The sequence below is a fragment of the Sphingobacterium chungjuense genome (assembly GCF_011316935.1).
Lineage (GTDB): Bacteria > Bacteroidota > Bacteroidia > Sphingobacteriales > Sphingobacteriaceae > Sphingobacterium > Sphingobacterium chungjuense.
In genome coordinates, this window is sequence record NZ_WLYS01000001.1 from 214165 (window position 1) to 235522 (window position 21358).

Sequence of the window (21358 nt, forward strand, 5' to 3'; positions counted from 1 at the left end):
ATAAAGGAGGTTTTTATAATAGTAAAAGGTTCATCTGTCGGATGAACCTTTTTTTTGCTGTAAAACAAGATTAGGAAATGCCAGACAGCCGCTAGGAAACGCTGGATGTTGCCATTTTTCCCTGATCCAATGATCGCATAAACTGATCTAGAATGTTGCCCAATCTTCCGGAAATCTCGCCCAGAATGCTTTCCCAATCTTTCACCGTGCCATCACAATTGTCGGAAACAATCTTGATGCTGTGAAAGGGTAAATTTTTCTGGTAACAGAAGCTCGCCAGCGCATAGCCTTCCATATCAAATGCTAATGGATTGAAATCTTTGATATCTTGATAAAATGCCGTCGTGACATTAATAAAGCGATCGGAGGTCAGCAACGCTTCTTCGTAAGGAAACTCGTCCATCGGGATGGATTCCATCAGACCTTGTCCACGCAAAAACAAGGTGTTTTCTAGGAAAAAGCCATCTGTATAGGCATCACCTTGCGCATAATAAGCAGGATAAAGCACATGACCAACTGGATGTCTGATGGATCCCACCGTGCCTACATTTAATAGCAAAGGCCTAATACCTAATGCTTTGATGTCTTCGTACAGGGTAGCGAGCGACAGCAGCGCATTGATTTTGCCTACACCAATTTCATAAATGAAAGTGGATTTGTCGGTTGCTGTGAATGATAGCTCGTTCTTATTAGCTACCAAGATAATGGTTTCTATATCCTGATGAAGGATCATTTAATTCTCGTCAATATAAGGGTACTCAAATTCTAGTTCTCCCGCCTTGATCAAATTCAGAAAATTCTTAGCGGCATCTTTCGATGCTAGGAAGTCCATAAAGGTATAATTTCCACAGCTTATCGGATTTTGAAACGGCACTTCATAACCTTCCTCCAATACGATTTCTAATACCTCTTTCATTAGCTCAGCTACTTGTTGAGGCGTACGCTCTGTGCCAGCCAATACGACATAAAAACCTGTGCAACAGCCCATCGGGCCAACATAGATGACTTCATCACCTAAAATGGTTCTGATTTCTGTCGCGAAGCAATGCTCTAAAGTGTGCATCACTTCTGGAGATAACATACGCTCAGGTGAGTTCGGTCTGATCATACGAATGTCGTACGTGGTATAAGTTTCTAGCTTACTACTATCGGTAGGAGAAGCTTTCGCATAAATTCCTTGCTTCAATTTGGTGTGATCTACCGTGAAGCTATTGACCGTTGCTTTTTCTTTTGTATACATATGATGCCGTTTTATGCTATCAAGCCTCTGACCTTATAGCGGTTAAAAGTCGATTAAAATATCTACAAAAATACTAGATTATCCGCAGAAAGAAGAAAAAGCTGCTATTTTAACTCTTCGTAATGCTCCACCGTAGGGAATGGATCGTAGTAATGGTGCAATAATTTCTCCCACTCTTTGAACAATGGAGATTCTTTAAAACCGATGGTATGATCTTCCAAAGTCTCCCATTCTACCAACAGAATGTACTGATTACCTTTTTCTAGGCATTTGCGCAGCGAATGCGTGATATACCCTTTACTGGCACTAATATATTGGCAAGCCGTTTTGTAATCTCTTTCGAAATTGGCTTGCTGTCCCTCGATAATTTCTAATACTGCTACTTCTAAAATCATAATTTCTTTTTACTTATTGTTCTTAGTAAAGATATTAAAATATCTACTTTTCCCCAATTGTCTATTACTTGCCTATTCCCTTTCCTTACTTTCGCTGTAACTGTACTGATACTATACTACATATATACTAAGAACGTACTAATGGATGCTGATGAAAAGTGAATGAATATACAATGTATAGCCCTGCGTCTGTTAAGCCTTGACCGCTTTATAAGCAGATTGCCATAGACTTGTACCTCGGCTTCGCAAGGGTGATACAAAGTCGTTACTAGACAGATTAACCAGAAAAGGCCTGTTACAAAAGGGTATAACATTCAATCCCCATAATATGTAAAATCATTTAATAAAAATATTTCCATATTATTAATTTTATTTCTTACTTTAGAATTGATTTATCTAATTGATGATGAGACAATGTAAAGCCATAAAAAACCTTTTCTTTATGTTTCTATTCATTCTATCTTCCTGTTTAAAGGAACAACCACTTTACCGGGACGATGAGCGAAACTTCAACGCTACTATCATGCAAAACAAGATACATGATACTTGGAGCCTATCAACAGGTTTTTTCTACGGGATCAAAGAAGATGGAGTATCTTATACGAATACAATTTATAGATCAATATTAGGATTTGACAGCCTATACGAAGAAGGTTACCAATATAGAGTGGCATTGAAAGAAGTTTGCAGAAACTACCTAAGGTTTGAAGATGCATTAATGGATGCCCATACTTGCGAATTGAGCCTGGTAGAAATCAAAGAAAGATATCCAGTAGAAGAAGAATTTATTGTACCGAATCCGTATGAATAAGGCTATAATGATAGTGTCGTGAGAAAGATTTTAGTGTTTTTAGGATTGCTATCAATAGCAATCTATGCTTGTAACAAACAAGGGCAGGACGACATCAATTCAACATCAAACAACAATGATGACAAAAATACATTATCGGGATCAAATTTGAGGCGCGAAGTGGTGATATTGGAGTCAGGAATTTACTTAGAGACAGACGGTGAAGATTATTTTTTGCAATCTGATATAATCTTGTCAGATTACCAGCTGAAAGCGTTACGAGAAAAAGGTGCCTTTGAAGCACCGACTTTTGAGGAAAGCGATGAAAATATGCTTCCCGTACCCTTTGCAAGCGGCATGTCAAAAACTACAAATCCAAGAGAAACCTCACCCAGAAGCATTGGTGTACATCCATCCTTAAACAGAACATGGGCTATGGTTAGGTACACCCTAGCACCAAATTTAGACCAGTTCACTAGATCAATCATTAGACAAGCGATAATTCACTGGGAAAGCAATACCAATGTACGATTCTATAATGCAACAGGGCAACCAACGATTGATCCACAATTTGGTTTTGCTTATCCTTATGTAGAGTTCACGCAATCTAATGTCAATGCATCAAACGTAGGTAGGATTGGCGGCCGGCAAATTTTACAACTAGAACCAGAAGCGGGATTTAGAGCAGTTGCCCATGAAATAGGACATACGATAGGTCTATACCATGAGCATCAGCGACCTGACAGGAACAATTTTCTTATTTTCAACCCACAAAATATCCTTAATTTAAGTCCTGCCCAAATCCGAGCAGATTTTGATATTATCCCTACTAACTACATTATGTCTGGTGCATTGGACTTCAATTCCATTATGATTTACGGCTCATATAATGCTGGTAGCCTTGCGACCGGGCCAGTACTTACCAGAAGAGACGGTTCAATTTTTGGTGCGCCACAACAGCTATCTGAATTAGATAGAGTTTGGGCAAATAATTTTTATGCACCTTACATTGCAAGGAGCGATGCTTATGCTGAATTAGGACCAATCGTTTATAAGACAGACAATTCGGTTATGAATGCGAATGAAAGGCTACAATTTCAAGCTTATCTAAATACGTCGCGAGGACTTCCACCGAATCCACCGAATTGCTGCAGGATCCCAAATAATCATTAAAAATCATATTCTCATACTAACTATAAATACAACTTCTGGAAACATCTACTGATACCCCATTTCTTCCATCAGCAATCGATCTTGCTCGATGATGTCGTCGGTGTGCATTTGTGTAGACCAGATTTCTCCGTGTTGCAGATCACTATAAACCACTTTGTACGTGGCATCTTTGCACACAGAAAAGGCCGTATAGTAGAATTCTCCCGGGTTACGCAAGGTGTACAATATTAATTGTTCCTCCTGCTCTCCTACTCTATAGATCTTCAGCAAAGTATGTTCATCACGCACCAATTCGGCCGGAATATCAATCCCCCAGCCAATCTGGTTCTCCGGCACACAATCTACACCTGTAAGGTCTGGAAACAATTCGCGACTAAATCGCACATCCCGATTCAGAAACTGATTAATATCCGCTTCCTTTAATGTATTGGGGCTGCTAAACACTAAACCAACCTGAGGTCCGTTCGGTGATTGGTAAACGGCATGTACCATATGCTGTCCTTTAGACCGCTTTTTCTTATACCGATACCGATGATTTTTCGACGTTTGTGCCAAGTAATTAGAAAAAGTGCGCGTGCTGTCTTCGGATTGCCAACCAATCACTTCCACCAAACTATCTGTAGGTAAATGCGTGACAAAAAGCAATTCCACTTGCTTAGGTTTGATGCCAAAAGATCTCAGTGCCTGTGCATTTTCTTTATCCAGCTCACTCATATCTATTTTCTCCGCATCTGCAGCAACACTCAAATGACTTCGCACATTGTGATAATTAGGGTCATTCTCTACCATGAAACCATGCTTAGAGAATTCATAACTTCTGCATGAAGTAAAAACTATTGCCTGAAGAATAGCCAAAAGTAAAACGGGGGACGAACGCATGTAGATAGAGTTTAGGTTAGTTAGTAAATAGCTATATCAAGCTACACTAAAACTATAACGTCCCCTTCTAGAGAATATTTTATAAATCGTACCTTTTACGTTGTTGTTTTTTCTCCGCTTGTTTCTTTTTACGATCCAATCGTTGGAGTATTTTAGATTTTGGAATGGGTGTGGGGATCCGCTTTTTAATTGGTTTTAACGCTTCTTTCAGCAATAAGAAAAATCTAGCAATCACGGCCTCTTTATTCTCTAGCTGGCTTCTGCTTTGTGAAGCTTCCAATAAAAGTATACCTTCGCTCGAGATGCGGTTGGATAAACGAGATAGAATGATATTCTTCTGCAATTCGTCGAAAGCAATGGAATTAGTGACATCCCAAAAGAGCATCACCTTACTTTCCACCTTATTGACGTTTTGGCCGCCAGCACCACCCGAACGGGCGGTCTTAAACCAAATTTCCCTTGTCAATTGCTCCTTATCCATTGATGTAAATATAACATTCCGCCATAGAATTATTGCAAAACAATTATAAAACCCTCCTTATCTTTGCCATATCAGGCAAGCACCCGTACGCCAGCTATGAAGAGAACAATCATACTGGCACATCTACCTGACCAAGTTTATTTTTAGGAAGACGAAAACAACAGATGAAAATAGGAATAGTTTGTTACCCTACCTTCGGAGGTAGTGGTGTAGTAGCTACCGAACTGGGTAAAGCTTTAGCTTCCAGCGGACACGAGATACACTTTATCACATATAGCCAACCGGCTCGTTTAGATTTTTTCTCAGAAAATCTTTTTTATCACGAGGTAGCGATGTCGCAATATCCGCTTTTTGATTATGCGCCTTATGAGACCGCACTAGCCAGCAAGCTGGTAGACGTAGTGCGCTACGAAAAGTTGGATTTGCTACACGTACATTATGCCATACCCCATGCATCCGTGGCATTTATGGCTAAGCAAATTTTGGCGACTTACGGCATTAAGATCCCTGTCGTAACGACTTTACACGGCACAGATATTACGTTGGTCGGCAAGGACAAAAGTTTCAGTCCAGTAGTTACTTTTTCCATCAACCAATCGGATGGTGTAACTACGGTATCCGAAAATCTGAAACAGCAGACTTTGGACTATTTCGATGTGACCAATCATATTGAGGTGATTCCAAACTTCATCGATCTTAACAGATTTCACAGCAAGAACCACGAACATTTCAAGAAAGCAATCGCACCCAACGATGAACGCATTATCGTTCATACGTCCAACTTCCGTAAAGTAAAACATACGGGTGATGTGGTGCGGATTTTTGAACAAATCAATCAAAAGATCCCGAGCAAGCTACTCATGGTAGGCGATGGCCCAGACCGAAGAAATTCGGAAGAATTGGCGCGCCAGCTCAATGTTTGGGAACACGTACGTTTCTTAGGGAAACAGGACGCTATTGAGGAAATACTTTCGATCGCCGATTTATTCCTGATGCCATCGGGATCCGAGAGCTTTGGTTTGGCTGCATTAGAGGCTATGGCTTGCAAAGTTCCGGTTATTTCATCAAACACGGGTGGATTACCTGAGCTCAACATCGACGGATTTAGCGGTTACATGAGCGATGTAGGTGATGTAGAAAACATGGCTAAACAAGGCGTACATATCTTAGAAGATGATGCTCGATTGGCCGAATTCAAAGAAAATGCACTAGCTAGAGCCGAAGATTTTAAGATCTGCAAAATCGTACCGCATTACGAGCGTTTTTACGATGAGGTCATAGCGCGCGTGAAAAAAGCAGAATAAAGGTCGTTGGCCGACAAAATTGTCTTATATTTGGCTTTTGGAAACACTCCAAAAAACACATATGAAATACAAACGGATCCTACTAAAACTAAGTGGAGAAGCTTTGATGGGAGAGCAAAGCTACGGTATTGATATCAATCGTGTCCAACAATACGCCAAAGACATTCAAGAAATTCACAGCATGGGGCTTGAGATCGCTATCGTTATCGGTGGTGGCAACATTCACCGCGGACTTAGCGCTGAAAAAGCTGGAATGGATCGTGTACAGGCCGATTACATGGGCATGTTGGCGACAGTAATCAACAGCATGGCTTTGCAAGATGCGCTGGAGAAAAACGGGATGAAAACCCGTTTGCTAACAGCGATCAAAATGGAGCAAATCTGCGAACCATTCATCCGTAGACGCGCTGTACGCCACTTGGAGAAAGGCCGCGTCGTGATCTTCGGTGCAGGAACTGGAAACCCGTATTTCACCACGGATACTGCCGCTTCCCTACGCGCCATCGAGATTAATGCCGATGCTGTACTAAAGGGAACACGCGTTGATGGCATCTATACAGCCGATCCCGAAAAAGATCCTAATGCACAGAAATTCGAACAAATCTCCTTTACAGAGGTTTATGAGAAAGGATTGAATGTAATGGATATGACCGCATTCACGCTGTGTCAAGAAAACAACCTTCCTATCGTCGTTTTTGACATGAACAAATCAGGAAACCTTAAAAAATTGGCTGAAGGCGAAGACATCGGCACCATAGTTAGTTAATAAAGATTATCAAGATATGAATGAGTTAATTTCTCTCGAATTAGACGATTGCAAAGACAGCATGAATAAATCGGTATCACATACCGAAAATGAGTTGACAAAAATCCGTGCAGGCAAAGCCTCTCCAGGTATGTTGGATGGTGTATTCGTGGATTACTATGGTTCTGCTACACCATTAGCACAGGTCAGTAATGTCAACACGCCAGATGCACGTACGATCGTTGTGCAACCTTGGGAAAAGTCTTTAATAGGCGCTATCGAGAAAGCCATTATTGATGCTAATCTAGGGTTGAATCCACAGAATGACGGTATCGTGATTCGCTTGGCTGTACCAGCTCTTACCGAAGAAAGAAGAAGAGATTTAGTCAAAAAAGTAAAAGAAGAAGCTGAACGTGGTCGCGTGTCGATCCGTAATATTCGTAAAGATGCCAACGAATCAATCAAAAAATTGAAAAACGACGGCGTTTCTGAAGACGAGATCAAAACAGGTGAAGCCGAAGTACAGAAGCTAACCGACAGCTATATCGTTAAAGTTGATCAATTGGCTGATCTGAAAGAGAAAGATGTGATGACGGTATAAAAACTGCTCTATCAAAAAAATAAGAAAGGATTTCTAGTTTATAGAAATCCTTTCTTATTTTTGGTATAACCACAACAATAAACCCAACACAAAAACATACCATGAAATCTATCAATCGCAGAAACTTCTTACGTCACTCTGGTCTTGGCTTAGCGGCCGCAGCGTTGGCTCCGCACTGGTTATCCTGTAGCTCCACAGAGGACGTTACCGGTTCGCCATTCAAAAATATTGGGATTCAATTATTCACGCTACGTGATCTATTGGATAAAGATGCCAAAGACACCTTGGAAAATGTAGCAAAAGTGGGCTACAAACACGTCGAAACATTTGGTGTCAATACCGGCAATAGCAGCTTTTGGGGAATTCCAGTAGCAGATTTAGTCAATATCCTAAAAGATAATAACCTGAAAACCCACAGTGGGCATTACGACCTCAGCAATTATTTGACAAAAGGAAGTACACAACCCGAAGACATCAATAAATACATCGAGATAGCCCATACGCTAGGCCAAGAGTACATTGTTGCTCCTGTTCCGCCGATGAATGACCTTAATAAATTAACAGCGTCTGATTATCAATTTTTCGCAGAACAGCTCAATGCCGCGGGTGAATTATCGAAGAAAGCAGGTATCAAAATGGCTTATCATAATCATTTCTGGGAATTTAGGCCTTTTGGCAATGGCACCAAAGGATTGGATATCCTGATTGCTTTCACTGATCCTGAATTGGTGGACTTCGAATTAGATCTTTACTGGGCCGTGAAAGCGGGTGAAAAACCCCAAACCTATTTCGAAAAGTATCCGAACCGTTTCCCGATGTGGCACATAAAAGATATGGATCGTAGCTTTAGCGAACCTTTAGTAACGCCAGAGGTCAATCCACGCACGGGAAAACGGGAGCCCATGGATCTGGGCGAAGTATTCAAGCAGATCAAATACGCCGAAGTAGGATCTGGCAGTATTGACTTTGCCAATATTATCCGCTTCGACGAACAGTCGGGTTTGAAATATGCTTTTGTAGAACAAGATGAGATCTACATGCCTAACAAATTTGAGAGTATCAAGAAAAGCTACGATTACGTACAACGCAACTTAGCTAAATCATAATTCTACTGCCATAATTGCAGTGGCTTCGAAATAAACAAGACATAAATACTATATTTAGCTTATTCGGAGGATTGGAATATTTTTTGAGTAAGTTTCAGTAGACATAAAGACGAAAGAATATGTATTGGATTATTTTTATAGGAATTGCCGTAATCAGCTGGATCGTACAATATCGATTCAAGAGTAAATTTAAGAAGTACTCGGAAATGCCCCTTACATCGGGCTTATCAGGTGCCGAAGTAGCTGAAAAGATGCTGCGCGACAACGGATTGACGGATGTAGAAATCATTTCGGTAGAAGGACAATTGACGGATCACTACAACCCAGCCAACAAAACAGTAAACTTGAGCCCAGAAGTATATCACGGTCGTAGCGTGGCTGCTGCTGCGGTTGCTTCACACGAATGTGGGCACGCCGTACAACATGCTACTGCGTACTCTTGGTTACAATTTCGCTCGGCATTAGTACCGATTGTTAGCATTGCTTCCCGCATGACTACTTGGGTATTATTGGGTGGTATATTGTTGATGGCGTTTTCTGGAAACATTTGGGTATTGGCGATTGGTGTTGGTGCTTTAGCGCTTACCACTTTGTTTAGCTTTGTAACGCTTCCAGTAGAATTTGATGCCTCAAACCGTGCATTAGCTTGGTTAGATGGTGCAAATATCACACACAGCACAGAAGAACATGATGGCGCAAAAGACGCTTTGAAATGGGCGGCGATGACTTATGTGGTTGCAGCATTAGCATCATTAGCTACTTTATTGTACTATGCTTACATCCTTTTTGGACGTAGAGACTAAGTATACTAAAGCGTATAAAATTTATAAAGCCGGAGCAATGCTCCGGCTTTTTTTTGTTAGATTTGCACTACGTATCATATTGCGGATAATACAGGATTATGTTTTCAAACTTACAAGACAAATTAGACAGAGCGTTTAAAGTCCTTAAAGGACAAGGTAACATTACGGAAATCAACGTGGCCGAAACCATGAAGGAGATCCGGAAGGCATTGTTGGATGCCGATGTGAACTACAAAACCGCTAAATCTTTTACCGACGAAGTAAGAACGAAAGCATTAGGTCAAAATGTATTGACCAGCATCTCCCCTGGTCAGTTGCTCACCAAGATTATGAGCGACGAATTGACTAACCTCATGGGTGGTTCAGTGACGGAGTTAGAGATTACCAAAAATCCGACGGTTATCTTAATCGCCGGATTGAACGGTGCGGGTAAAACTACTTTCTCTGGAAAACTAGCTAACTTTCTACGCGAACAAAAAGGTAAAAAACCTTTGTTGGTAGCGGGTGACGTATATCGTCCGGCAGCGATCGATCAGTTAGAAGTATTAGGACAGCAAGTCGGCGTACCTGTTTATGTAGACCGTGCATCCGAAGATCCGATTGCCATTGCTGTAGCCGGTGTAGCAGAAGCAAAACGAAATGGAAATAATGTAGTGATCATCGATACGGCTGGTCGTTTGGCGATTGATGAGGCCTTAATGGTGGAGATCACCGCGGTTAAAGAAGCTACGCAACCACATGAAATCTTGTTTGTAGTAGATTCTATGACCGGACAAGATGCTGTGAATACGGCAAAAGCATTCAACGATCGTTTGGATTTCACCGGTGTCGTCTTAACCAAATTAGATGGTGACACACGTGGTGGTGCAGCGTTGTCTATTAAATCTGTCGTCAACAAGCCGATCAAATTTATCGGTACGGGCGAGAAGATGGAGGCGCTGGATGTATTCCACCCCGATCGTATGGCTTCCCGTATTTTGGGTATGGGCGACGTGGTTTCCTTAGTAGAACGTGCGCAACAGCAATTTGACGAAAAAGAAGCCGCCGAACTACAGAAGAAAATCCGCAAGAATAAATTCGATTTCAACGATTTCAAATCCCAGATCCAGCAGATCAAAAAAATGGGTAATATGAAAGACTTGATGGGCATGATCCCCGGTGTTGGAAAAGCAATAAAAGACATTGAAATCGAGGACGATGCTTTCAAACCTATCGAAGCGATCATCGATTCAATGACACCGTACGAACGTCAGAATCCAGACGTCATTGATCAAAAAAGACGCGTACGAATCGCCAAAGGTTCAGGCACGAATATCGACGAGGTCAATAAGCTGATGAAGCAATTTGGCGATATGCGTAAAGTGATGAAACAAATGTCTAACCCGGGAATGATGGCCAAGATGATGCGCAATATGCCAAAATCTCCAGGCAAACCCTTTTAAGGAAAACGGGATACATTTCTTTTTTTTCTTGGACAAGTACATTTTCCTTAACTTTGTAGTATGGATGACCCCGCACAGTTATCAGAATATGGAAAAATACTATCTCTCGCGATAGTAGGCCTTATTTTGGTGTGTGGTACCATCTTCACAGCGAAGCTGATTTCTCCGAAGAAACCGAATCCAATCAAGCAAAGTACGTACGAATGTGGTGAAGAAGCACTCGGTACTTCTTGGGTTCAATTCAACCCAAGATTCTATGTCGTTGCCTTAGTCTTCTTACTTTTCGATGTCGAACTGATCTTTATCTTTCCATGGGCCACGATTTTTGGCAATGCCGAGTTTATTGCTTGGGACGGGCGATGGGGATGGTTTACCCTGATTGAGATGGCGATCTTTATTGGCATCTTAGTCGTCGGATTGGTGTACGTTTGGAAAAATGGAGATCTTAATTGGATCAAACCGAAGACACAGATTCCACGCGTGGATGTGCCTATTCCGGCATCAGCTTACGATTCCATTAACCAAAAAACATACGCTGTACGTAGCTATCAGCAAAATACGGCGGAGCAGATCGAACCTGCGAGGATTGAGAAAGCGGCTTCCGCTAAGCCCGGTTTTACGCCACGTTTCAAAAAAGCTAAAGATTAACAAGTATGGAGCAAGCAGGACAACAAGGCGGCGTGATGATCGCCAAGATGGACGACCTATTAAATTGGGCTCGACTTTCTTCTATGTGGCCACTTAGCTTTGGAATCGCTTGTTGTGCGATCGAAATGATGGGCGCTATGGCAGCAAACTACGACTTGGATCGCTTAGGCGTATTTCCTCGGCCTTCACCAAGACAGTCGGATGTAATGATTATCGCTGGCACCGTGACATTCAAAATGGCTGACCGGATCAAGAAATTATACGAGCAAATGCCCGAGCCGCGGTACGTGATCTCGATGGGCTCCTGCTCTAATTGCGGCGGACCATATTGGCAACATGGTTATCATGTGGTAAAAGGCGTGGACAAAATCATTCCAGTCGATGTGTATGTACAAGGCTGTCCACCGAGGCCAGAAGCACTTATTGGCGCATTTTTAGAATTACAGAAAATAATAGAAAAAGAAAGTCTGCTGAAGGAAAATATCTTCCCGCAAGCAGTAGCAAACACATAATATGGGAAAAGATTTTTATGGGGACTTACGTTTGGGTATTCTGGGCGGTGGCCAATTAGGCCGCATGCTGATCCAAGACGCGATTAATTACAACGTGAGTATTCACGTGTTGGATCCCGACCAGAATGCCCCTTGCAAACGACTATGCAATCACTTCGAAGTAGGTTCATTATCTGACTTCGACACGGTGTACAACTTTGGTAAAGGCCTCGATATGATCACCATCGAGATCGAAAAAGTCAATGTTGATGCCTTAGAAAAACTAGAAGACGAAGGTGTCTTAGTGTATCCACAATCACGCGTGATTCGCTTGATTCAGGACAAAGGATTGCAAAAACAATTCTTCAAACAAAACGATATTCCTACCGCACCATTCCAATTTGTATCGGCCAATGAAGGCTTGCAGCAAATCGATTGGTCATTTCCCTATATCCAAAAACTTCGTAAAGACGGCTACGACGGCAAAGGAGTTAAGAAAATAAATAGCGCAGCCGATCACAAAACCGCTTTCCCAGAACCTTCCATTATTGAGAAAATGGTGGACTTCGAGAAGGAGATCGCCGTTATCGTAGCGCGGAACGACCATGGCGATGTGAGCACATTTCCAATGGTAGAGATGGAATTCAATCCGCAAGCTAACCTCGTAGAATTTCTGATCTCCCCTTCTACCTATTCTGAAGTGATACAAGCGGAAGCCGAAGAGATCGCAAAAAAGATTGCCAACGATTTGCAAATAGTTGGCTTGCTAGCAGTAGAAATGTTTTTGACGAAGACAGGCGAAATCTTAGTCAACGAATTGGCTCCAAGACCACACAACAGTGGTCATCAAACCATTGAAGGCAATGTCACTTCTCAATTCAATCAACACTTGCGTGCGATTTTCAATTTGCCCCTAGGCAATACAGACAATCTCCAACATGCCGTTATGATTAACGTATTGGGAGAAGATGGCTACGAAGGTTTGGCCAAATATGAAGGTGTAGAAGATATTCTTGCTATAGACGGCGTATACGTACATCTATATGGTAAGAAAATAACCAAACCATTTCGCAAGATGGGACACGTCTGTATCGTAAACAAAGATCGTGAAACAGCCATCGCAAATGCGCGTAAAGTACAATCAATCTTAAAAGTAAAAGCATAATGAACACAAATAATCCGCTAATTGGGATCATCATGGGTAGCAAATCTGATCTTCCGGTGATGCAAGATGCGATCGACGTATTGAAACATTTAAATGTACCTTTTGAAGTATCCGTAGTATCTGCACATCGTACGCCACAGCGAATGTTTGATTATGCGAATGCTGCCGCAGAACGCGGCCTGAAAGTCATTATTGCTGGAGCTGGCGGTGCGGCGCACTTGCCTGGCATGGTAGCTTCGATTACGCACTTACCCGTTATTGGTGTTCCGGTAAAATCTTCGAACTCGATTGATGGGTGGGATTCTATCTTATCTATTTTACAAATGCCCAATGGCATACCTGTGGCCACAGTAGCACTGAATGCAGCAAAAAATGCGGGAATTCTGGCGGCGCAAATGGTGGCTATTGCCGATCCAAAAGTGGCAGAAAGACTGATCGCTTTTAAAGCAGATCTAAAAGAGAAGGTAGAAGAATCGGCAGCAGAAGTAGAAAATATCAACTTCTAAACCGCAGTCATACGACCAAAAAAATTAAACGGGATAGTAAAGCCTAAATAGGCTAAATACTATCCCGTTTGCAATATCATCTGATGATCTTCGATCATCTTGCGCAAGTTGCTCAAGGCATAACGCATCCGGCCTAATGCCGTATTGATACTCACCTCGGTTACATCCGCAATATCCTTGAAGCTCATATCGCAAAAGTGGCGCATGATCAATACTTCCTTTTGATCATCAGGCAGTAGCTGAATCAATTTCTTAAGATCTAAATCACGTTGATCTTTGACCAACTTAGATTCGGCATTATCGTCCGAAAATTGCAGCACCTCAAAAATATCAAATCCATCATTATTCACGACAGATGGTGCTCGCTTCTCCTTACGGAAATGATCGATGACCATATTATGGGCGATACGCATCACCCAAGGCAAAAACTTACCTTCGTCATTATAACGACCCGCCTGAAGCGTGTTGATTACTTTAATAAAAGTCTCTTGGAATATATCTTCCGCCAAAAAATCATCTTTGACCTGAAGGTAAATCGACGTGTAAATCTTTGATTTATGTCGTTCTAAAAGAACCTGAAGGGCTCTTTCATCACCCGAAACGTACGCTTGGATCAACTCTTGATCACTCAATTTTTTTAGTATTTTCATAATGGTCTCCTAAGTACTAAGAGTTATATGTCCTTTTTTGCGTAGTCTTGTTTCGATAGGCGAAGTCTGTTTTATTTAGTGTTTATCAAATTGAATCAAAATATCTGACTATTCAAACATTTTGTTGTTCTTTTTAACGTTTATTCACAAAGTATCGCTACAAAAATAGCTCCACTTTTCTCAAAGTGGAGCTATTTATAGCATCTATTTTGATGTATTATTTGTACAATGGAAATTGACCCATTAATTCCACCACTTTACCGTGGATAGCGGCTAATTGTGCATCATTTCCTGCATTTACTAACGCCTCGTCAATCAATTCACCAATCTGCACAATTTCTTGCTCTTTGATACCACGAGTCGTAATCGCTGCTGTACCAAAACGCACACCTGACGTAACAAATGGAGAACGCGTATCAAAAGGAACCATATTCTTATTAGTCGTGATACCCGCTTTGCCTAATACAGCTTCGGCTTCTTTACCAGAGATATCTTTGTTGCGAAGGTCTACCAACATCAAGTGATTGTCTGTACCACCAGAAATGATGTGATAATCTTTCTCTACGAAGAATTTGGCCAAGGCTGCAGCATTTTTCTTCACCTGTACGATGTAATCCATGTATGAGTCGCTCAAAGCTTCGCCGTAAGCAATTGCTTTAGCTGCAATCGTGTGCTCCAATGGACCACCTTGCGTACCTGGGAATACCGCAAGATCTAATAATTGTGTAATAGTACGAACATCACCTTTAGGCCCTTTGATTCCCCAAGGGTTTTCGAAATCTTGACCAACCATGATCATACCGCCACGTGGTCCGCGCAACGTTTTGTGCGTAGTCGTAGTTACGATGTGACAGTGTGGAAGTGGATCGGTCAATAGACCACGCGCGATCAATCCGGCTGGATGCGAGATATCAGCTACTACTAAAGCGCCCACTTCATCGGCTACTTTGCGAATACGTGCATAATCCCAATCACGTGAGTACGAAGAAGCACCACAGATAATTACTTTTGGTTTCTCGCGGCGAGCTGTTTCCTCCAGTTGATCGTAATCGATCAATCCTGTTTCTTTTACCACACCATAGAAATGTGGTTCATACAATTTACCTGAAAAGTTTACAGGAGAACCATGTGTCAAGTGACCACCATGAGAAAGGTCAAATCCTAAGATCTTGTCACCCGGCTTCAGGATCGCTAAAAAGACAGCAGCATTTGCTTGCGCTCCAGAGTGTGGTTGTACATTCACCCATTGTGCACCGAAAAGTTGCTTAGCACGATCAATAGCGATATCTTCAATCTGGTCAACGACCTCACAGCCACCATAATAACGTTTTCCCGGCAAGCCTTCCGCGTATTTGTTTGTTAAAACGGAACCAGCAGCTTCCATCACTTGCTTGCTGACAAAGTTTTCTGAGGCAATTAACTCAATACCCTCCTCCTGACGTTTTAGCTCCTCCGCTATCAGATTAAATATAGCCTGATCTCTTTCCATATTGTATGTAAATTTTAGTAGATTTTACTCCTTTAATAATTGTGAGCAAATATACTTCTTATTTAAGAACTTATCTAAAATCTGCGGCTATTTTAATGATCTAATCAATACATATACGATATCATTGAAATGTAGCCTTATTGTCAAAAACATAGCGTCCAAAATATTGTATTAAAAAATGTGTATTTTTGTTAAGGATAAAGATTAAAAGGTAAGGATTATGAGTACAGAAAGTATAGTAGCTCCGGCACCTCTTACGTTGACGGAAGGAGCTATAAAAGAATTACGAAAACTGATAGATCAGCAAGAGATTAGTCCTGATTTTGGTTTACGCGTAGGTGTAGAAGGCGGCGGATGCTCCGGCATGAGCTACCTTTTGGGCTTCGATCAAAAAAAGGAAGGCGATAGCGAATACAACATTGAAGGCATCCGTATTTTTATGAACAAAGGACATGGATTGTACCTTGCCGGTATGGAAGTAGACTTTAAAAACGGATTGGATGCCAGAGGATTTACTTTCAATAACCCTAATGCTTCTAGCACCTGTGGTTGCGGAAGTTCATTCTCCGCTTAGTGCTTTATTAGGGCATCCTATTTGATATACCACTCTTTGGAGTGTTCTAGCGATTAAAGGCGTTTATTCTACCTGCATTAGGGGAGAATAAATGCCTTTTTCGATCATGGAATTGATGTAAAGCGCCCTTCAGTATCGCCCACAGGATACACCATCTATATACATGATGTGCTTTACTACGCGAATTCTATTTTTTTTCGCAAAACATCACTCGAATCCACTTAAAAATGATATTTCAACGATCTGGAATGCAGGTTCATCCTTTCGACGAAAATATGTAAATTAGCGACCTTTAAAAACTGATAATACAAGTCATGTACAAAGAATATAAACAACTGAATCTACCTGAAATCGGGAAGGAAGTATTAAAGCGCTGGGAATCGGATAAGATCTTTGAAAAAAGTATTTCAAACCGCCCTGCCAGCAAGCCTTATACTTTCTACGAAGGCCCTCCATCAGCGAATGGGATGCCTGGCATCCACCACGTAATGGCTCGGGCGATTAAGGATATATTCTGCCGTTACAAGACATTAAAAGGTTTTCAGGTAAAACGCAAAGGTGGCTGGGATACGCATGGCCTACCGATCGAATTGGCGGTAGAAAAAACATTAGGCATCACCAAAGAAGACATCGGCAAAAAAATCACGGTTGAGGCATACAATGAAGCTTGCCGCAATGAAGTGATGCGTTACACCGATGTGTGGAACGACCTGACAATGAAAATGGGCTACTGGGTTGATTTGGAAAATCCATACATCACTTACAAAAATAGCTACATTGAGACGCTATGGTTTCTATTACAGAAACTGTACAAAAAAGGATATTTATACAAAGGATATACGATACAACCGTATTCGCCTGCAGCGGGTACAGGTTTAAGCTCCCACGAGCTCAACCAGCCAGGCACCTATCAGGATGTGAAGGACACGACTATTGTCGCTCAATTCAGAGTAGACAAAGGACAAGTGCATCCGTTGATCGGCACTTTGGTGGAAACTCCGGAAGAAGATGTTGCCTTCATCGCTTGGACGACCACACCATGGACTTTGCCTTCCAACACGGCTTTGGTCGTTGGCAAAAACATTGACTACGTCAAAGTACGCACTTTCAATCAATACACTGGCGAGCCCGTATCCGTTGTGCTCGCACAAAACCTGATCAACAAGCATTTCAAAGCCGAAGGGAAAGATGCGTCATTTCAAGACTATACCTTAGGCGACAAAATCATTCCTTGGGAAATAGCGGCCAACATCAAAGGCGAGGAACTGGTAGGATTACGCTATCATCAATTGATGCCTTACATCACTTCTGATGAGTTGATCGAAAAAGCTTTCCGCGTTATTCCGGGAGATTTCGTCACGACAGAAGATGGTACCGGTATTGTACACGCCTCACCTACTTATGGTGCAGACGACTTTCGTGTAGCTAAAGAGCACGGCGTACCCGCCATCTTGGTAAAAGATGAAAATGGCAAAGACGTACCAACGGTAGATCGTACGGGTCGCTTTGTCAAAGAAATCACCGACTTTGGCGGTCGCTTTGTGAAAGAAGAATATTACAGTGCAGAAGAGCGCGCAGATAAAGATTTCCGCCCGACGGATGTGCTTATTGCGATCAAGCTGAAAGAAGAAAACAAAGCGTTTGACGTTAAGAAATACGAACACACTTATCCGCACTGTTGGCGTACCGACAAACCGATCTTGTACTATCCATTGGATAGTTGGTTTATCCGCACTACAGCAGTTAAGGATCGTTTGGTAGAACTAAATAAAACCATCAACTGGAAACCAGAATCGACCGGAACGGGTCGCTTTGGCAATTGGTTGGAAAACCTGGTGGATTGGAATCTATCGCGCTCGCGCTATTGGGGCACGCCGCTTCCGATCTGGCGTAGTGAAGACGAGAATGAAGAGATCTGTATCGGTTCGATCGCAGAGCTAAAATCGCGTTTGGAAGATGCCGTACAATCGGCTGCACTTTCTGACGAGGAGAAAGCGGTGAACCAATCTTATTTAGATAAATTCGGCACAGAAAAACTGGATCTGCACCGCCCTTATGTAGATGATATCGTTTTGGTATCTGATGGTGGACAGAAATTGTTCCGCGAGCCAGATCTGATCGATGTATGGTTTGATTCTGGCGCGATGCCGTATGCACAATGGGGATTGGATCAGGAGAAATTGGCTGCTGGCGAAGATTTTCCTTTCCACCCGGACTTCTTAAATGCTTTCCCAGCAGATTTCATCGCCGAAGGCGTGGATCAGACACGTGGTTGGTTCTTTACTTTGCATGCGATCTCGACGATGGTCAAAGATTCGGTCGCGTTTAAAAACGTGATCTCCAACGGTCTGGTACTGGACAAAAACGGCAACAAGATGTCCAAGCGATTGGGCAACGCCGTCGATCCATTCAGCACTTTAGAAAAATACAGTGCCGACGCCACGCGTTGGTACATGATCAGCAATGCATCGCCTTGGGAAAACTTAAAGTTCAACGAGGAAGGTTTGGATGAAGTACGTCGTAAGTTCTTCGGAACGATCTACAATACCTATGCTTTCTTTGCATTATATGCGAACATTGACCAATTCTCTTACAGCGAAGCAGATATCGCTTTGGCCGAACGCCCGGAGATTGATCGTTGGGTATTATCGTTACTAAATAGCTTGACGCAAGAAGTAGACACGTACTACAACGAATACGAGCCGACCAAAGCTGCGCGGGCAATTCAAACATTTGTGGATGAAAACCTCAGCAACTGGTACGTGCGTTTGTGTCGTCGTCGTTTCTGGAAAGGAGATTACAGTGCAGACAAAATCTCGGCCTATCAAACCTTGTACACCTGCTTGGATACGCTTTCGAAATTGATTGCACCGATTGCACCATTCTTCGCGGATAACTTATACCTGGATCTGAACAATGCTACGAAAAAGGAATCATTTGAATCCGTACACTTGGCTGATTTCCCAGTATTCAATAGAGAGGTCATTGATACCGACTTAGAAGAGCGTATGCGTTTGGCACAAGACATTTCGTCACTGACATTGTCACTGCGTAAGAAGACGGGCATCAATGTGCGTCAGCCTTTAGAAAAGATTTTGCTACCGGTACTGGATAATGCTTTCCAAGCGAAAGTGGAGAAAGTACAAGAATTGATTTTGTCGGAGACAAATATCAAGCAAATAAATTTCATCACAGACACCACTGGTATTATCAAGAAAAAAATTAAACCAAATTTTAAAGCCCTTGGCGCTAAGGTAGGCAAGGATATGAAGGTGGTTGCGACAGCAATTCAAGCTTTCAGCGCAGAGGATATTCAGGAGCTAGAAACCAACAATCAGCTGGCTTTGAACAACCTACCATACACCATCACGTTGGAAGATGTAGAAATTATTGCAGAGGATGTGGAAGGTTGGCAAGTAGCCAATTTAGGCAGATTGACCGTCGCGTTGGATGTGCATATCTCGTCAGAACTGCGAAAAGAGGGTCTTGCACGCGAATTAATCAATAGAATTCAAAATATTCGCAAGGATAAGGGATTTGCAGTTACCGATCGTATCCAAGTGACTATCAGCGACAATACGGAAATCCGCGAAGCGGTTACCGATAATTTGTCGTATATTTGCACCGAGATTTTAGCTGACGCCCTCAACTTTGGCAGTATTTCTGTAGGAGACAGCGTTGAGATAGACGAAAAGAATTTATTGCTATTGGTTGAAAAAAATTAAATTATGGAAAAATTTGAAAAAACACGTTATGGCGACGCGGAGCTTCAAGAGTTTAAAGCGATAATTCTTGAAAAACTACGTGTAGCTAAAGAGGAGCTTTCCTCATTGACCAAATCGTTAAGCAATAGCAATGCGAATGGTACGGACGATACCGCCGGTACGTACAAAACCTTAGAAGATGGATCTGCAACATTAGAAAAAGAGCAGATTAATCAATTAGCTGCCCGTCAAAAGAAATTCATTGACAACTTGGAAGCTGCCTTAGTGCGCATCGAGAATAAGACTTATGGCGTATGCCGTGAGACTGGCAAGCTGATCCAAAAGGAACGTTTGAAGGCAGTGCCACATACGACATTGAGTATCGAAGCAAAAAACAAGCAATACTAGACATTAATTTTACAATTTAAGACTGTCCAAATGGACGGAGGGTACTTTATTATCAAAGTAGACTCCTATATTTGGACAGTTTTACTGTTTTGTACATATACATGAAAGCCTACTCGCGTCCGTTACTGTTAATATTTGGGGTATTATTGATCGACCAACTTTCCAAATTTTGGGTGAAGTTGAGTATGACTATCGGGCAGGATATCCCTGTGCTAGGTGATAAGTTTCTCATCCATTTCATCGAAAACAATGGCATGGCCTGGGGAATGGAGTTTGGTGGCGACTACGGCAAGCTTTTGCTTACCTTATTTCGTATTGCAGCCATTTGCGGTATCGGATATGGTTTGCACCATATGATCAAAAACAATTACCACAAAGGATTTATCCTGAATGTTGCTTTGATCATGGCAGGCGCTATGGGCAATATTATCGATAGTGTATTCTATGGTCGTATCTTTAGTGAGAGTACCTTTTACGAGAAAGCAGAACTATTTCCTGCGGGCGGCGGCTACGCGTCGTGGTTTCATGGCAAAGTGGTAGACATGTTGTACTTTCCACTTTTTGAGGGTACATTCCCCACTTGGTTTCCAGTGTGGGGCGGGGAGAATTTCCTCTTCTTTAGCCCTGTATTTAATATCGCCGATTCGGCGATATCGGTTGGTGTTTTCTTGATCTTGATCTTTCAAAAAAGATATTTCAAAGAGGAAGACGACCAAAAAGAACAGAAGAAAACCATAACCGCTGAAAATTCCATCTAATACCTA

At 42.0% G+C, this 21358-nt stretch carries 22 protein-coding genes and 1 pseudogene; 16 read left to right on the plus strand and 7 right to left on the minus strand.

All coding sequences use genetic code 11. The features are described 5' to 3' along the window. Positions 1 to 91: 91 nt before the first annotated feature. The 3 genes from GKO22_RS00940 to GKO22_RS00950 form a co-directional block, all read right to left on the minus strand. Positions 92 to 733 (minus strand): 5'-methylthioadenosine/S-adenosylhomocysteine nucleosidase family protein, encoded by a 642-nt coding sequence (locus GKO22_RS00940; protein WP_166332267.1) that lies wholly within the window; start codon positions 731 to 733, stop codon positions 92 to 94. Then, on the minus strand, positions 734 to 1240 hold the full coding sequence (locus GKO22_RS00945) for an S-ribosylhomocysteine lyase (protein ID WP_166332268.1): 507 nt from the start codon (positions 1238 to 1240) through the stop codon (positions 734 to 736). It abuts the gene before it with no gap. A 104-nt stretch (positions 1241 to 1344) separates the two neighbouring features. Next, positions 1345 to 1635 (minus strand): antibiotic biosynthesis monooxygenase family protein, encoded by a 291-nt coding sequence (locus GKO22_RS00950; protein WP_166332269.1) that lies wholly within the window; start codon positions 1633 to 1635, stop codon positions 1345 to 1347. Between the two features lie 523 nt (positions 1636 to 2158). Here GKO22_RS00950 and GKO22_RS00955 point away from each other — a divergent pair. Then, on the plus strand, positions 2159 to 2446 hold the full coding sequence (locus tag GKO22_RS00955) for a hypothetical protein (RefSeq protein WP_166332270.1): 288 nt from the start codon (positions 2159 to 2161) through the stop codon (positions 2444 to 2446). Between the two features lie 18 nt (positions 2447 to 2464). Then, a complete protein-coding gene (locus tag GKO22_RS00960) occupies positions 2465 to 3598 on the plus strand; it encodes a M12 family metallopeptidase (protein WP_166332271.1) in 1134 nt (377 codons plus the stop codon). Between the two features lie 45 nt (positions 3599 to 3643). On the opposite strand, the gene GKO22_RS00965 is transcribed toward GKO22_RS00960, so the two are convergent. Together GKO22_RS00965 and arfB are read right to left on the minus strand one after the other, a co-directional pair. After that, complete coding sequence (locus tag GKO22_RS00965) at positions 3644 to 4387, minus strand: hypothetical protein (protein WP_166332272.1); 744 nt, start codon at positions 4385 to 4387, stop codon at positions 3644 to 3646. Between the two features lie 169 nt (positions 4388 to 4556). Then, positions 4557 to 4934, minus strand: a pseudogene (arfB, locus tag GKO22_RS00970) (alternative ribosome rescue aminoacyl-tRNA hydrolase ArfB); the annotation flags it as partial. Between the two features lie 188 nt (positions 4935 to 5122). Here arfB and bshA point away from each other — a divergent pair. From bshA to purE, 10 genes are all read left to right on the plus strand, one after another. Next, positions 5123 to 6262: an N-acetyl-alpha-D-glucosaminyl L-malate synthase BshA gene (gene bshA / locus GKO22_RS00975; protein ID WP_166332274.1), complete on the plus strand. Its 1140-nt coding sequence runs from the start codon at positions 5123 to 5125 to the stop codon at positions 6260 to 6262. Between the two features lie 61 nt (positions 6263 to 6323). Beyond that, on the plus strand, positions 6324 to 7028 hold the full coding sequence (pyrH, locus tag GKO22_RS00980; protein WP_166332275.1) for a UMP kinase: 705 nt from the start codon (positions 6324 to 6326) through the stop codon (positions 7026 to 7028). A 16-nt stretch (positions 7029 to 7044) separates the two neighbouring features. Next, positions 7045 to 7608: a ribosome recycling factor gene (frr, locus tag GKO22_RS00985; protein WP_166332276.1), complete on the plus strand. Its 564-nt coding sequence runs from the start codon at positions 7045 to 7047 to the stop codon at positions 7606 to 7608. Positions 7609 to 7709: 101 nt separating this feature from the next. After that, on the plus strand, positions 7710 to 8714 hold the full coding sequence (locus GKO22_RS00990) for a sugar phosphate isomerase/epimerase family protein (protein ID WP_166332277.1): 1005 nt from the start codon (positions 7710 to 7712) through the stop codon (positions 8712 to 8714). A gap of 119 nt (positions 8715 to 8833) precedes the next feature. Then, on the plus strand, positions 8834 to 9517 hold the full coding sequence (locus GKO22_RS00995; protein ID WP_116776170.1) for a zinc metallopeptidase: 684 nt from the start codon (positions 8834 to 8836) through the stop codon (positions 9515 to 9517). A gap of 98 nt (positions 9518 to 9615) precedes the next feature. Further along, on the plus strand, positions 9616 to 10959 hold the full coding sequence (ffh, locus tag GKO22_RS01000) for a signal recognition particle protein (protein WP_166332278.1): 1344 nt from the start codon (positions 9616 to 9618) through the stop codon (positions 10957 to 10959). Between the two features lie 60 nt (positions 10960 to 11019). Next, positions 11020 to 11607: an NADH-quinone oxidoreductase subunit A gene (locus tag GKO22_RS01005; RefSeq protein ID WP_166332279.1), complete on the plus strand. Its 588-nt coding sequence runs from the start codon at positions 11020 to 11022 to the stop codon at positions 11605 to 11607. Between the two features lie 5 nt (positions 11608 to 11612). Beyond that, positions 11613 to 12119 (plus strand): NADH-quinone oxidoreductase subunit B, encoded by a 507-nt coding sequence (locus tag GKO22_RS01010; protein ID WP_166332280.1) that lies wholly within the window; start codon positions 11613 to 11615, stop codon positions 12117 to 12119. Position 12120: 1 nt separating this feature from the next. Further along, positions 12121 to 13263: a 5-(carboxyamino)imidazole ribonucleotide synthase gene (locus tag GKO22_RS01015; protein WP_166332281.1), complete on the plus strand. Its 1143-nt coding sequence runs from the start codon at positions 12121 to 12123 to the stop codon at positions 13261 to 13263. After that, positions 13263 to 13769, plus strand: coding sequence for a 5-(carboxyamino)imidazole ribonucleotide mutase (gene purE / locus GKO22_RS01020; protein WP_166332282.1), 507 nt, complete (start codon positions 13263 to 13265; stop codon positions 13767 to 13769). Before GKO22_RS01015 ends, purE begins: the two co-directional genes overlap by 1 nt. Before the next feature lie 59 nt (positions 13770 to 13828). On the opposite strand, the gene GKO22_RS01025 is transcribed toward purE, so the two are convergent. Continuing rightward, complete coding sequence (locus GKO22_RS01025) at positions 13829 to 14419, minus strand: RNA polymerase sigma factor (protein WP_116776176.1); 591 nt, start codon at positions 14417 to 14419, stop codon at positions 13829 to 13831. A 217-nt stretch (positions 14420 to 14636) separates the two neighbouring features. Beyond that, the gene (locus GKO22_RS01030) at positions 14637 to 15908 is read right to left on the minus strand and encodes a serine hydroxymethyltransferase (protein WP_166332283.1); all 1272 of its coding nucleotides are present in this window, start codon (positions 15906 to 15908) and stop codon (positions 14637 to 14639) included. A 220-nt stretch (positions 15909 to 16128) separates the two neighbouring features. Between GKO22_RS01030 and GKO22_RS01035 the strand changes: the two genes are divergently transcribed. The 4 genes from GKO22_RS01035 to GKO22_RS01050 all read left to right on the plus strand — a co-directional run bounded on the left by GKO22_RS01035 (position 16129) and on the right by GKO22_RS01050 (position 21352). After that, positions 16129 to 16482 (plus strand): HesB/IscA family protein, encoded by a 354-nt coding sequence (locus tag GKO22_RS01035; RefSeq protein ID WP_066755066.1) that lies wholly within the window; start codon positions 16129 to 16131, stop codon positions 16480 to 16482. Between the two features lie 314 nt (positions 16483 to 16796). Further along, positions 16797 to 20207: an isoleucine--tRNA ligase gene (gene ileS, locus GKO22_RS01040; RefSeq protein ID WP_166332284.1), complete on the plus strand. Its 3411-nt coding sequence runs from the start codon at positions 16797 to 16799 to the stop codon at positions 20205 to 20207. A gap of 3 nt (positions 20208 to 20210) precedes the next feature. After that, a complete protein-coding gene (locus GKO22_RS01045; RefSeq protein ID WP_206367770.1) occupies positions 20211 to 20594 on the plus strand; it encodes a TraR/DksA family transcriptional regulator in 384 nt (127 codons plus the stop codon). 101 nt (positions 20595 to 20695) lie between these two features. After that, complete coding sequence (locus tag GKO22_RS01050; protein ID WP_116776180.1) at positions 20696 to 21352, plus strand: lipoprotein signal peptidase; 657 nt, start codon at positions 20696 to 20698, stop codon at positions 21350 to 21352. Positions 21353 to 21358: the final 6 nt, after the last annotated feature.